11 protein-coding genes are annotated in these 13,949 nt (G+C 36.3%); 9 read left to right on the top strand and 2 right to left on the bottom strand.

Translation table 11 applies throughout. The annotated features are described in order from the left end of the window. Nucleotides 1-320 precede the first annotated feature (320 nt). Complete coding sequence (gene thpD, locus BUC25_RS05380) at nucleotides 321-1,253, bottom strand: ectoine hydroxylase (protein ID WP_073200332.1); 933 nt, start codon at nucleotides 1,251-1,253, stop codon at nucleotides 321-323. A gap of 306 nt (nucleotides 1,254-1,559) precedes the next feature. Between thpD and BUC25_RS05375 the strand changes: the two genes are divergently transcribed. From BUC25_RS05375 to BUC25_RS05335, 9 genes are all read left to right on the top strand, one after another. Then, nucleotides 1,560-2,231 (top strand): FadR/GntR family transcriptional regulator, encoded by a 672-nt coding sequence (locus tag BUC25_RS05375; protein WP_244535127.1) that lies wholly within the window; start codon nucleotides 1,560-1,562, stop codon nucleotides 2,229-2,231. Between the two features lie 216 nt (nucleotides 2,232-2,447). After that, nucleotides 2,448-4,121 (top strand): dihydroxy-acid dehydratase, encoded by a 1,674-nt coding sequence (gene ilvD / locus BUC25_RS05370; RefSeq protein WP_073200330.1) that lies wholly within the window; start codon nucleotides 2,448-2,450, stop codon nucleotides 4,119-4,121. Between the two features lie 306 nt (nucleotides 4,122-4,427). Further along, nucleotides 4,428-5,303: a carbohydrate ABC transporter permease gene (locus BUC25_RS05365; RefSeq protein ID WP_425292868.1), complete on the top strand. Its 876-nt coding sequence runs from the start codon at nucleotides 4,428-4,430 to the stop codon at nucleotides 5,301-5,303. Then, nucleotides 5,304-6,131: a carbohydrate ABC transporter permease gene (locus BUC25_RS05360; protein ID WP_073200328.1), complete on the top strand. Its 828-nt coding sequence runs from the start codon at nucleotides 5,304-5,306 to the stop codon at nucleotides 6,129-6,131. It begins immediately after the preceding gene. Between the two features lie 76 nt (nucleotides 6,132-6,207). Next, nucleotides 6,208-7,527, top strand: coding sequence for an ABC transporter substrate-binding protein (locus BUC25_RS05355; protein WP_073200327.1), 1,320 nt, complete (start codon nucleotides 6,208-6,210; stop codon nucleotides 7,525-7,527). A gap of 137 nt (nucleotides 7,528-7,664) precedes the next feature. Then, the gene (locus BUC25_RS05350; RefSeq protein ID WP_073200326.1) at nucleotides 7,665-9,485 is read left to right on the top strand and encodes a cache domain-containing sensor histidine kinase; all 1,821 of its coding nucleotides are present in this window, start codon (nucleotides 7,665-7,667) and stop codon (nucleotides 9,483-9,485) included. After that, nucleotides 9,466-11,049, top strand: coding sequence for a response regulator transcription factor (locus BUC25_RS05345; RefSeq protein WP_073200325.1), 1,584 nt, complete (start codon nucleotides 9,466-9,468; stop codon nucleotides 11,047-11,049). The genes BUC25_RS05350 and BUC25_RS05345 overlap by 20 nt, the downstream gene beginning before the upstream one ends. Before the next feature lie 542 nt (nucleotides 11,050-11,591). Next, nucleotides 11,592-12,752, top strand: coding sequence for a ParM/StbA family protein (locus BUC25_RS05340; RefSeq protein ID WP_073200323.1), 1,161 nt, complete (start codon nucleotides 11,592-11,594; stop codon nucleotides 12,750-12,752). A 9-nt stretch (nucleotides 12,753-12,761) separates the two neighbouring features. Then, entirely contained in the window at nucleotides 12,762-13,343 is a 582-nt protein-coding gene (locus BUC25_RS05335; protein ID WP_073200315.1) for a hypothetical protein, read from the top strand. A gap of 101 nt (nucleotides 13,344-13,444) precedes the next feature. On the opposite strand, the gene BUC25_RS05330 is transcribed toward BUC25_RS05335, so the two are convergent. Further along, nucleotides 13,445-13,903: a staygreen family protein gene (locus BUC25_RS05330; protein WP_073200310.1), complete on the bottom strand. Its 459-nt coding sequence runs from the start codon at nucleotides 13,901-13,903 to the stop codon at nucleotides 13,445-13,447. Between the last annotated feature and the right edge of the window lie 46 nt (nucleotides 13,904-13,949).

Here is a 13,949-nt window from a genome sequence, read left to right as displayed (position 1 = left end):
AACCGCCTAAATGGCCGTTATGGTAGAGCCGATCACCGCTTTATTATTTGGTGTGCTGTTCATTGGAGTTCACCTAACCATTATTCAAGGTTTGGGAATGACGCTTATCCTCCTTACGGTCACCCTACCTGCTTAGTGTGAAGCAGTCCGACTAACTACAAAGGACAGTAACAAGCGTCCCTGACTAAGGATTTAATCTTGCGGGGAAGGGAGTTACCTTCTCCCTAGGAAAGAAGATGAAAAGAATTGCTATTTAATCGACTCCTTGATTTAGCACTTGAAAAACAAAAGTCCCACCAGCACAACTGGCGGGACTCTATTTATTGATTCATTGAAACTTTTCGTTTACCAATATTAAATTGCTTTGGTTGTATAGCCTTCACATTCGTCCGATTTGCCACAAATTCTGGTCTTGCCGACACATCTGCGAATGGTTCCACTAATTTATTTTTAATACTGTTAAAGACAAAGAAGACATTACTGCGTGGCATTGGTGAAATATTTCCATTAGAACCATGCATAGTATTGGATTCAAAGAATAATACAGATCCAGCTGGTCCTGTTGCACTGTCAATTCTTCCGCCTTTTTTTAATAACCAGTTAATGCTATCATGATCTGGAACACCAAGACTTTGCATCTTTAATGACTGTTTAAAATGATCCTCTGGTGTTTCCCCCACACATTGTACAAAGTAGTTGTGAGAACCTGGAATTAATAATAATGGACCGTTATATGAATAATTATCGGTTAGAATAATACTGCAGCTAACTGCACGCATATTAGGCATGCCATCTTCCATATGCCATGTTTCAAAGTCTGAATGCCAATAAAAGCCTTTTCCTTTAAAGCCAGGTTTGAAATTAATTCGAGACTGGTTTATGTAAACCTGACTTCCTAATAATTGTTCGGCAATATTGACGATACGTTGATCGGACGATAAATCCTGAAAGAATTCATCATTGTTATGGATATCGAATACGGAACGAATTTCGTCTCCACCTGTTTCTCTAATAACAGAAGGAGCATCAGAGGACTGATTGTCATGCATATTCCGTTGTAACTCCTTTTGTAATACCTTTACTTCTTCCTCAGAAAAGAAATTCTGCTTAAATAGATAACCATTTTTCTCGTAAAAATCTAATTCCTTTTGTGGAAGAGGGCCGTCCTCTGGTGTAGAGTTGTGAATAATGGGTTCCTTTCTTTCCAGAATAGAAGGCATGCCTTTAATTCTTGAAGGATATAAATCTTTCATAATTCATTCACTCCTTGTCAGATATTAGATTTTACGGTAAGTGTTTACCCTTTATAAAACGTAATAAACAATTAATAATAAAATAATTTCTTTTAGACTAAAAAAAAATTAACGGCAAGTTAAAGGCACTCCTAAAGGCTTGCCGGTACTTTTTGGGAGATGCTTTTGGTCTAATGTTCATTGTCTTTTGGAATCGGAAGGTGTGGAAGGATTATACAGTGATAACATAGTATTAAATGATGAAGTATTCCTGTTCTTTGTACAACCTATGCTATACTTAAAAGAAAAGATTAATGGGGTTTTATGATGCAAAAACGACTATCTGATAGTGTGGCAGATGATTTAATGTCGATGATTACGATAGAGAAAAGGTTTCTTCCAGGTGATAAACTTCCGAATGAAAATGAATTATCAGAAGAACTAAATATCAGTAGGACAACACTTCGTGAGTCTATCCGTATATTAGTTACCAATGGCGTGGTGGAGATTAGAAGAGGAAAAGGTACCTATATAAAAGATAATATTGATCTGGAAAACTTAGAATCTTTAAGCTTTCTTACCGATGCTAAAATTAATGCGAAGGACTTATACGAGATGCGCTTAATTTTTGAACCAGAAGCAGCTTATTATGCAACAATTCGAGCGAGCGATATGGAATTAAAGCGTATTTTAGAATATGGAAAACAAATAGAACAAAGAATTAAATGGAAAGAAGATCGGACCGATGTAGAACAAAATTTTCATAAATCGATCGTAAAGGCAACGCATAATGAGTTTATGGAAAAGTTAATGCCCGTCATTTATCAAGCGATCGATAAGGGCGTGATTCTCTCTCAAAAAAAAGAGCTCGCTATTAAAGATACGATAAATGATCACAATATGATTATGGAATTTATGAAAAATCGCAATCCAGAAGGTGCAAGAAGTGCAATGAAAATTCATATATTGCATGCGATGGATGAATTAGGAATTAAATAAGAGTTAAATGGAGACATGCTGGTAATTGCCAGGATGTCTTTTTATTTGCTTTAGAAAAGAAAGTTTCAGCGATGAAGTAGTTCAAAGAAGGGAAAATTTTTGGCACTCGCTAAAAAACAAGACGTATACCAAGCTTGTGTAAACATACAACTAACTTGACAGCAGACAACATACAATATAAAATACATTAAACAACAATGGAGGGTGTGAGTAAAAATGAGAAGAAGTGACACGATTAAAATGGGAGTAGATCGTGCTCCTCATCGTAGTCTTTTGTATGCTACGGGGAAAGTGAAAACCAAGGATTTAGGCAAGCCGTTTATCGGCGTTTGTAACTCTTATATTGATATTATTCCTGGTCATGTCCATTTACGGGAATTTGCCGAGATCGTAAAAGAGGCGATCATTGAAGCTGGCGGTATTCCATTTGAATTCAATACGATTGGGGTGGATGATGGCATTGCGATGGGACATATCGGTATGCGCTATTCCTTACCAAGTCGGGAACTAATTGTCGATAGTGCAGAAACCGTAATAAATGCACATTGGTTTGACGGAGTATTTTACATTCCGAACTGTGACAAGATCACACCTGGTATGTTAATGGCTGCTGCTCGTACAAATGTACCTTCTGTATTTGTTTCAGGTGGACCAATGGAAGCTGGTACAAGTTCTAGTGGGAAACAATTATCCTTGTCATCAGTTTTCGAAGGTGTTGGTGCTTATAAATCGGGGAAGATGACAGAAGAGGAATTTAAAGACATTGAAAATAATGCTTGTCCCACTTGTGGGTCTTGCTCGGGAATGTTCACTGCGAATTCAATGAACTGTTTAATGGAAATGTTGGGCTTAGCATTACCTGGAAACGGTTCTGTTGTTGCTACAAGTGACAAACGTAAAGAATTGATTTTCGAAGCTGCGAAGCATCTCGTGCGCATGGTGGAAGAAGATGTGAAACCTCGAGACATCATAACAAAAGAAGCGATCGATGATGCATTTGCATTGGATATGGCGATGGGTGGATCTACCAATACCGTACTGCATACACTAGCTATTGCAAAGGAAGCGGGAATTGATTATAACCTCTCAGAAATAAATAAAATTGCCGAACGTATTCCCTATCTTGCGAAAATTATGCCGGCATCTGATATCTCGATGGATGATATAAATAAAGCTGGTGGGGTAAGTGCTATTATTAATGAGCTAACAAGAATTCCAGAAGCGATTCATCCAGACCGTTTAACGATTACTGGAAAGACAATGGGTGAGCTTGTTAGCGAGTATAAAATTACCAATAATCAAGTGATTCGCTCGAAAGATAACCCATACAGTCCTGTGGGTGGATTATCGATTTTATACGGAAATATTGCCCCAGAAGGAGCGGTAATAAAAGTAGGCGCTGTTGATCCTACTATTAGCGTGTTTGAAGGAGAAGCAATTGTCTTTGAGTCTCAAGAACAAGCACAAGAAGCGATAGATAATGGTGCTGTAAGAGAAGGGCATGTGGTAATTATTCGTTATGAAGGTCCAAAAGGAGGACCAGGGATGCCAGAGATGTTAGCACCCACTTCAGCGATTATGGGACGTGGGTTAGGCAGTAGTGTAGCACTTTTAACAGATGGTCGTTTCTCAGGTGCTTCCCGTGGTATTTCAATTGGCCATATCTCACCCGAAGCAGCTGAAGGTGGCCCCATTGCGTTAATTGAGAATGGCGATACAATTAAGATTGATTTGCCGAATAGAACATTACACGTAAACCTATCAGATCAACAACTAGAAGAACGAAGAAAAGAACTAAAACCCTTTGAACCAAAAATAAAAAACGGCTGGTTAGGTAGATATTCCAAACTAGTAACAAACGCTTCAAATGGCGGAGTGATGAGTATATGAAACACGGGGACGGTTCCACCGTTTCACAAAGCTGGAGACATTGGTGTCTTCAGCTTACTTTATTGTTAAGGATACTATTTCCATGCCCGCTGTTCCATTTTCAAAACGCGCCTTATCTTAACAGGTCAATTTTGTACTCCTTTTTGGTCAATATTGTTTCTCTTATTTTCTGGGGGAACCCTTTATAATGGATTTAGAAAGCGTTACCAATTAAGAAAGAAGGTGGTGTGACATATGAGAACTGAGGTGGATGTAGATGGGGCTTATATGGAAAAGAGAAAAAAGTCAGATGTGAAAGCAAAGCGAATGTCACGTATTAAAAAAATACTAACATATGCTGCGTTTGTTGGCCCTGCACTACTATTCTTTTTGACGATTCAAATTGTGCCTTTTATTATGGGAGTTTCTTATTCCTTTACATCGTGGAATGGTGTTAGTTCGGCGGTGGAATGGGTTGGTTTAGACAATTATATAAAGATTTTTACCGATGATTCAAAATTCTTTAATTCCTTTGTATTTACAACGAAGTTTATGCTGGCTGCCGTATTCATTAGTAATATTATCGGATTTGGCTTAGCTTTATTGTTAAATATTGCACTGAAAACAAAGAATATTCTACGAACTGTATTTTTTATACCTAACGTCATTGGTGGACTGCTCTTAGGTTTTATTTGGCAGTTTATCTTTATTAAAGGATTTGCCTCCGTTGGTAATTTAACTGGTTTATCTTTTTTTAATCAACCATGGTTAGGTGATGAAGTGACTGCTTTTTGGGGGATTGTCATCGTGTTTGCGTGGCAAATTAGTGGTTATATGATGGTTATCTATATTGCAGCATTGCAAAGCGTGGATAAAAATTTATTAGATGCAGCTAAAATCGATGGGGCTTCGAGTGTGCGAATGTTAGGTAGCATCATTATCCCATTAATCTTACCGGCATTTACCATTTGTTTCTTCTTAACGATTTCGATGGCATTCAAAATATTTGATTTAAATATCTCCCTGACAGGTGGAGGCCCATTTAATTCAACTGAGTCTGTTGCCATTAATATTTATCAAGAAGCCTTCCAAAATAATCGATATGGATTAGGAAGTGCAAAATCGATTCTATTTTTCATCGTCGTTGCCATTTTTACCACGGTACAGGTTATGACTACTAAGAAGAAGGAGGTGGAAGCATAAATGGATGAAAAATATACTACTAAGACATTATTGATCGAGCTTTTTGCGATATGTTTGGGAATTTTATTCCTTATTCCTTTTTATTTCGTGATTGTTAACTCCTTGAAGGGCTTCTCGGAAATTTTACTTGATGCTGCTGCTTGGCCAAGAGAATTGATGTTTAGTAATTATGCAGAAGTATGGGAAATACTGAACTTTCCAAGAGCCTTTCTAAATTCTTTAATTATCACCGTGTTCAGTATTATTGGTATTGTCCTCATTAGCTCAATGGCAGCTTGGAAGATGGTCCGGACGCCAGGGAAAATTAGTTCGATCCTATTTATTCTTTTTGTTTCTGCAATGGTGATCCCATTTCAAGCCGTCATGATTCCGCTGGTAAAATTAGGTGGTATATTAGGGGTTATGAACAGCATACCCGGGATTATTATGATGTATTTTGGTTTTGGTGTTTCGTTATCTTTATTTCTCTATCACGGATTTGTAAAAACCATTCCTCTTGAAATAGAAGAATCAGCTAAAGTAGATGGCTGTACGCAATTTGGTGTGTTTTGGAGAATTGTATTTCCGTTGTTAAAACCAATCACTGTAACCGTTGTCATTTTGAACACATTATGGATATGGAATGATTATTTATTACCGCTTTTAGTGTTACAGGATGCTAGTTTAAGAACGATTCCATTAGCAACGAGTTCGTTCTTTGCTCAATATACGAAGCAATGGGACATGGGGTTAGCTGGCCTCGTGTTAGGGATTACGCCAATTATTATTTTCTTTCTGTTTTTACAAAAACATATTATTAAAGGCATTGCAGCTGGTTCGATTAAGTAAGCTATATTCTTTTGTATCGAGTTTGTTGCAAAAGATTTATATAGTAAAATAAAAATATCAAGGAGGTCAATAGTTTATGAAACGTGGTTTATTTTTATTTCTTTCTATGTTATTTGTGGTTGCAATTATTACAGGGTGTTCGTCAAGTGATTCAGGTGGGGATGACACAAGCAGCGAAGGTGAAGATACAAACACAGAAGAAGAGACAGAGGAAAGCACGGATAATAGCGAGGAACAGGTGACACTTGACTTCTTCCAATTCAAGGTGGAAATTGCCGACCAACTAGAAGAAATGATTGCGGAATATGAAGCAGAAAATCCTAATATTAAAATTAATCTGGAAACAGTAGGTGGTGGTGCTGATTATGGTGCTGCTTTAAAAGCAAAATTTGCTTCAGGAGAAGAACCTGATATTTTTAACAATGGTGGATTTAAAGAATTAGAGCTTTGGAAAGAACACTTAGCGGATCTTTCTGATGAGCCATGGGTGGATAATCTTCTCCCGATCGGAAAAGTCCCAATGACAGATACAGATGGTAAATTGTATGGAATGCCAGTAAATTTAGAAGGATATGGCTTCATTTATAATAAAGACTTATTTGAACAAGCAGGAATTGCAGAGGCTCCAACTACACTTACTGAATTGAAGGAAGCAGCACAAAAGCTCGAAGATAATGGAATCACGCCGTTTGCTGCAGGATATGGTGAGTGGTGGGTAATTGGTCAGCATTTATTGAATATTCCATTTGCACAGCAAGAAGATCCTGATACCTTTATTGAGGGATTATATGATGGAAGTGAAACATTTATCGGTAATGAAAAGTTTGAGCAATTTAAAGAAGTAATTGATACAGAAATTGAGTACGGTAATGATAACCCAATTACGACAGATTACAATACCCAAGTAACGTTATTTGCCTCTGGGGAAACAGCGATGCTTCAACAAGGTAACTGGACAGAAAATATGATTTACGAAATAAATCCAGATATAAATATGGCCTTTTTGCCGATACCATTAAATGATGAATCGGAAGCAGATCGTTTGCCTGTGGGAGTTCCAAACAATTGGGTATTAAATAAAGACTCAGAAAATCTAGATGAAACAAAAGCATTTTTAAACTGGATGGTATCATCTGAAGTAGGTCAGCGCTATATAACAGAGGAATTTGCGTTCATTCCTGCTTTTGATAACATCGAACCAACTGGTTTAGGTGCATTAGGTCAATCGATTTTAGAATATTCCAAAGCCGAGCAGACGATTCCATGGACATGGTTCAGATGGCCAGATGGCGCGAATCAAGAGTTTGCTGCTAAAATTCAGGAATATGCTTCGGGAAGAATTGAATACTCGGAAGTGGTTGAATCTTTCCAAAGTATTTGGGATGATATGAAATAAATAATTCTCTTTCTATATAAGGAAGTTTAGCAAAGCATGTCCGCTTCTTGGGCATGCTTTTCAAATGATATAGGCATTGGATTACGGTTATTGTATACTTTATATAATTCTTAACAAAAATGGGGGGATTGATCTTTATGATAAGGAACAGTATTAGAAATAAGCTCATTGTACTTTTGTTAGCGATTACTATTATTCCTTTTGGTACCTCCATTCTCATTACTTATTTTTATACCAAGGAATCTCTAAAGGATCAATTTATCGAAGAAAATGTCAATCTTTTGTATCAAGGTGGGCGTAACGTCGAGAGCTATATCAATGATTTAAAAGATTTAACGATGTCTTTCTATAATAATCCCGATTTTATGAACTATTTAAAAGGGCATGGAGAAGATGATCGTTATCTAACATTAGATACGATAAAAGATGTAATGGTGACGATTTTATACGCGGAAAGTAATATTAACCGAGTTACTATCACGTTTCCTAAACAAGAAAATGAGTTGCAGAATGTTGTTTCGGTATCAAAGCAATCAACTCTTGCTTTCTCATCTGCTAGCAATCATCAAGACCAGGATTTTTTTGAGAAAGCGGATGCGAATCCGTATTATATGTATATTGAACCAGCGCGTCATCATAATGTAACTAAGCAGAACAAAAAGGGGAATTCTATCACACTTCATCGTTCACTAAAAGATGCTCCGCTTAATCGGCAATTGGGATATATGTCGATCGATATTGCCCCCAATAAATTTCTAAATCTTAGTGAAAATTTATACAATAAAGAATCAGAGGAATTTTATATCTTAACGCAAGAAGGAGATAGCATTTTTAGCTCAAACCAGCAGGTGACAAACAGCTCAACTCATCCTGAATGGTTTACATACTTGTTAGAGACAGAGGAAGATAGTGGCACACTGGATTGGGATGAACCGTCTTTTCAAGGGGTGATGGTGTTTAATAAACTTCCAGAATCGTCAGGAGGATGGATTTTAGTCAAACAAATCCCCTATACATCGCTATTTCAAAGTGCATTAAGTGTGGCAAAAATCAATATTTTATTTGGAATCATTGGATTAACTTTAGTCATTTTAGCTACACTGCTAGTATCTTTTAAAATTACTTTCCCAATCAGGGTACTCTTACAAAACATTAGTCAAATTGAAAGGGGAAATTTGGAGGTTCAATTTCAATCCTTAGGTCATGATGAAATTGGTTTGTTGGGACACCGTTTTAAAAGAATGATGGGGAGAATAAATGATTTAATTAACCGTGAATACAAATTAAAATTAGAAAATAAAACGAATCAGCTTAAAGTTCTTCAATCACAGTTGAATCCACATTTTTTAAACAATGCACTTCAATCGATTGGAACGCTAGCATTAAAAAACAATGGGCCACAAGTATATTCCCTTGTTACCCATTTATCAAAAATCATGAGATATGGCATGCATATAGACGAAGACATGGTTCCGTTAATGGATGAAAGAGATTATATTCAAGCATATCTACTCCTGCAACAAGAAAGGTTTGAAGACAAATTATCCTTTGCTATCGACTTAGAAGAAGGCATATTGGATAAAAAAATACCGAAAATGCTGTTACAGCCAATTGTCGAGAATTATTTTAAGCATGGATTTGATAGTCGGGATAAGGTAGGAGAAATTCATATTATCGGAACAATTGAAGCCGGTAGCCTTACAATTGAAATTAAAGATAATGGCATAGGTGTATCTGAACAAAGGATGAAGGAGATCTATCAATGCATTTATAGGGATGACATAAAAGATGACAAAGTGGCCAATATCGGATTAAAAAATGTGTACAGTCGATTAAAATTATATTATGGCGATCGTGCAAATTTACAACTTCAAAATCAGAAATCTGGGGGATTAGCAGTCACAATTCAACTTCCTATAGATACGGATGGTGATAAAAATGAAGGCGATTATCATTGATGATGAAAAACATGTGAGAGAAGGCATTTTGTTATTAGCAGATTGGCATTATGTTGGTATAACAGAAGTACTAGAAGCAACCGACGGGGAAGAGGGGATTCAATTAATTAAAGAGCATAGGCCTGAGATTATTTTTACGGATATGAGTATGCCAAATAAAGATGGAATCACGCTATTAAAATGGATCCACAGTACTGGAATGGATAGCAAAACGATCATCATAAGCGGGTATGATGATTTTCGTTATATGAGAAGTGCCCTTTTCTACGGGAGTTTTGATTACATATTAAAACCAATCGATCGAAATTTATTAAATGAAACGTTAGAAAGGGCTGTTCACAAATGGCAGGAGCAGGATGAGGATAGAAGGTCTTTGTTAGAAAAAAATCAAGTAATAAATGAAGTCAAACCACTTTATTGGGATCGGTTATTCACAGGAATAATCGAGCAAAAAGACCTCTCAATTGAAACAATTAAAAAAGTGCAAAAAGAATTTAGGCTTGATATAAAAAATGCAAGATGCACCCTAGCTATTCTACCTGTTCCTTGGTTGTTAATGAAAAAATTTAATGGAGATCGAGATGTTGTCTTTTTCGCCTTGTTAAATATTGTCAATGAAATCGTTCGTAGCAAAAATAGTGGGATCAGTTTTCGCAATGTAAATAAAGAAGATGAAATTATTATTTTATTATGGAATACACCACAAACCAATTTTGCCTTGGAAAAGATCTATGACGCTATTTATCAATATATTAAAATGAAATGTACGATTTTTAAGGGGGATGAGACGACCTGTGTCGCTGATTCGTATCGAAGTGCATCCAAGGTGCTACAGAACTATCCTTTATTGGCAGGTGAAAAGAAGGTGGTTACAACCAAAGAAATGAATCAAAAAGGTAACCTTCATTTATTAGATTATGCACAGGAACTGAAATGGGCATTGCAACGAGGTAGTACGGATGAAATGGATGTTATTTTGCAAAAGTTATTTGAAAAGTTAGAGACAAGTCACAATCTTTCATTTGAACAATTAAAGATTTGGGAAAATCAATTTCACTTACTGCGGAAAAATTGGCTAGAAGAATATGATATTTCTGGTCATGCACCTATTGACCAAGGTTGGAATTTTTGGGAGGAAGATGGCACTTTTTCGTTTGAGAAATTTAAAGAGGAGAAGCAGAAAGAATTTTATGATTTAATGAATCTGCTAGAAAAAGTACATTACCAAAAGGAGAAAACGAGCATTCAAGAGATTGAGGCGTATCTAAAAGAACACTATTATTTAGATATTAAGTTACAAGATATTGCAGAACATTTTTTTCTTAGTCGTGAGTACATCTCAAGAAAGTTTAAACAAGTCTATCATGTTACAATTACCGATTATTTAGCCAACATTCGAATCGAAAAATCCAAAGTACTATTAGAAAATCCACACTTAAAAATATACGACATCGCATACGAAGTCGGATACAAAGACGAAAAATACTACAGCAAAGTATTCAAAAAAATCAACGGACAAACCCCAAACGAATACAGAAGGGATGAAACACGGGGACGGTTCTAGTGTTTCACAAAGCTGAAGACTGTTGTGTCTTCAGCTTACTTCATTGTTTTAAAGATGTTGCATTTATCCATACTCATCATCGTCAACTGTACCTATTATATCTAAATCGGGTTTCATCATTAGAATAGTCATAGGCATTCTTCATATTTTTCAAGATGTCATTACGAAGTATTGTATAGTTTTTCCTCTTTACCGTTTTTAAAACGATCCACCATATACTCACTACTTTTTTCAATATAAATTAACCGCAATAGATTACATATACATTACGGTATACATGTAAACAAAAAAAGTGTACATTGCTTACGGAAAGGGTTTACAAGTATACAAACATGTAAACATACTGCGGTAATAACACGTGTGCGAATGTTGTATACATCAAATACAAAAACGTATACAAATTTGCTGCTTTTCAAAAAGATTACGATTATCTTTCTTTTCAACTAAAGGCATTGATGAAAGCCTTTATATCAACTATCCTTTGTCTAAGACTTTTTTATAAGTAGAAGTCTGAATGTAAAAGATAGGAAGGATGGAAACATATGAGTCAATCAAGAATAGCAGCAATTGATGTAGGTAATGATTCCGTTAAGGCGATATTTGGAGAGATGGAAACTGAGTTCAATCTGCCAAATATTATGGCCAGAGATACGGAAGACCGTCCTGTAATTGGAATTGAAGAATTAGACCAAAAGGATCCAATAGAAGGGTTACATATTCGTATACATTCGCCTGCATTGAAAGAAAACAATGCGATCTATCGTGTAGGCCATTTAGCGGCAAAAGCAAGCAATTCAACAGAGCTTGATCCAGGTAGCAGTAAATCCCAGGAAGACCAAACGTTAGTCATGCTCTTTGCGACGATCGCATTAGATGCAGCAAATGCCTTTAAACTAAATAGTAATCAAGTAATTGATGCCAATTATACGTTGGGGACAGGTTTGCCTTTACGTGAAGTAAAAGAAGGAAAAGATGCAGGATATCGCTCCAAGCTGATCGGTTCTGTTCATCAGGTCGAGTTTTTAGTTACACCACAACACCAAGGCAAAAAAGTGAACATAAAATTTGATGAAGCGAAAGTATATCCTGAAGGGTTTGCCGCATTTATCAATCTTGTGATGGATCAAGATTTAAAAATTATTAATAAGAAATTGATCGATAAACAAATTTTAATTCAGGATATTGGTGGTTTATCAACAGATATCGCAGTAATTAAAAACAGAACCGTTGATGATGATAAAGCTCAAGGGTTTAATTTGGGTGTATCCGAGTCACTCGAACATATCCGTGAAGATATTTTCTCGAAACATGGTGTAGAATTAGACAGTCGTCGTGATGTCGTGGACATTATTACAAGAAAAAATGACCGTAATCATATAATGGTAAAAGGAAGCAGAACGAACGTCCATGAATCCACAGACAGGATTTTATTAGAATTAGCGAAGAAACAATACCGACTGCTGCGCAATGTATGGCAAAAAAATTCCCAAACAGAAATCTGTTATTTTGTTGGTGGAGGATCGAACGTATTAAAAGAATACTTGAAAACATTAAATAATAATTTAGATGGATATAACATTGAATTTTTTGAAGATGAAAAGGAAAGCATATGGATGATGGCAAATGCGTATTATAAACTGATCGCAGAACATATAAAGAAGTCTGGTAAGAAGGAAGAGAAAAAAGTCTCACAACAATCATAAGGTGATCACATGAAGAAAAATAACCAAATCGATAGAGGTCAAACGATATCATTTCGAATCCCATCAGATACTCCAGATTATATACTAAAGGAATTGCAACGTTTAAAAGAAGTAGAACGTCGTAACTTTTCCAGTAAGATAGCTGAGTTTGCCCTGAGAGGTGTCAATGAGGGAGCTTCGAATGAGCAGGAAACAATTACGGTACCTCTTCCTAAACGTCTAACGAAGGCACAACGTAATTGGGTGAAACATGAACATTCGGAAGCGTTGTTAGGAAGTATCATGTATCAACTATTAAATGATCCGGTTCGCTCCACTTCATTATTAGCGTCACTAAACAGCAATGCAACAGACATCGATGAAGCACTCTATTTACAGGAAGAACCTCCAGAGGAAGTTCATGAGCAAGAACCTTTGAAAGCTGAAAAACAGAAAACACCTCCAAGTAATCAAGAAACAGAAGATGAATTAGACTCGATCGATTGGAATCAAGCATTAAGTCAAAAACGCAACACCGAAAAACCAGAAGAAACAGAAGAAGAAGACCTCAACGACCTCTTAGGAGACTTTTTGGATAAGATGAATAAATGATTGGATGCGACATGGGGACGGTTCTCGTGTTTCATTGCTGATATAGAGTAACAAACCTAGGTAGAAGGATTAGTTTCTACCTAGGTTTTTATATATGATGGTTATCGATAAATAAAGCGGTCGAAAGTTCCCCAGTTTTCTTGTCTTGCAAGTTGTGGATAGGCAGACATAAAGTTAATGATGAGGGAAGATTGATTTAAGTGTGGGTGTTTGTTGAATAAAGCTCTATCTCCGTATCGGATAGCGGTTAAGGCAAGAGGTAATTCACGTATAAATATTTCATTACGTTTTGTGGCTGCATTTATGTCATATTCGCCTTGATCAATATAGAGATAAACACAATAATAAAGGGTATTTCCACTCCTGTGTCTCCATTCACCTAAGACTTCATCTCTCATTTCATTTATATTTTCCCAGGCATACTGAATGCCAATCGTTAAAAAAAGCTCTCCGGTAATATCAGAGTGTGTAAGGGTGTATTTTCTAGGAATAACGGGTGTTGTAGCTGTGACACCACCAGTGTAGATAACAAATAATTTTTCGGGATTAAAATCACTCAAGTAACCAACTCCTATCTGTTCATTAGTTAATAAATATGATCATTTT

The sequence above is a fragment of the Gracilibacillus kekensis genome, assembly GCF_900143085.1.
GTDB classification, from domain to species: Bacteria; Bacillota; Bacilli; order Bacillales; family Amphibacillaceae; genus Gracilibacillus; species Gracilibacillus kekensis.
Note: the sequence above shows the minus strand (reverse complement) of the source record. Positions and strands in the feature narration are given on the sequence as shown.

Coding starts and splice junctions, on each gene's coding strand:
- BUC25_RS05350 (WP_073200326.1), top strand. CDS start 7,665: ATGATAAGGAACAGTATTAGAAATAAGCTCATTGTACTTTTGTTAGCG.
- thpD (WP_073200332.1), bottom strand. CDS start 1,253: ATGAAAGATTTATATCCTTCAAGAATTAAAGGCATGCCTTCTATTCTG.
- BUC25_RS05340 (WP_073200323.1), top strand. CDS start 11,592: ATGAGTCAATCAAGAATAGCAGCAATTGATGTAGGTAATGATTCCGTT.
- BUC25_RS05365 (WP_425292868.1), top strand. CDS start 4,428: ATGTCACGTATTAAAAAAATACTAACATATGCTGCGTTTGTTGGCCCT.
- BUC25_RS05355 (WP_073200327.1), top strand. CDS start 6,208: ATGAAACGTGGTTTATTTTTATTTCTTTCTATGTTATTTGTGGTTGCA.
- ilvD (WP_073200330.1), top strand. CDS start 2,448: ATGAGAAGAAGTGACACGATTAAAATGGGAGTAGATCGTGCTCCTCAT.
- BUC25_RS05375 (WP_244535127.1), top strand. CDS start 1,560: ATGCAAAAACGACTATCTGATAGTGTGGCAGATGATTTAATGTCGATG.
- BUC25_RS05345 (WP_073200325.1), top strand. CDS start 9,466: ATGAAGGCGATTATCATTGATGATGAAAAACATGTGAGAGAAGGCATT.
- BUC25_RS05335 (WP_073200315.1), top strand. CDS start 12,762: ATGAAGAAAAATAACCAAATCGATAGAGGTCAAACGATATCATTTCGA.
- BUC25_RS05360 (WP_073200328.1), top strand. CDS start 5,304: ATGGATGAAAAATATACTACTAAGACATTATTGATCGAGCTTTTTGCG.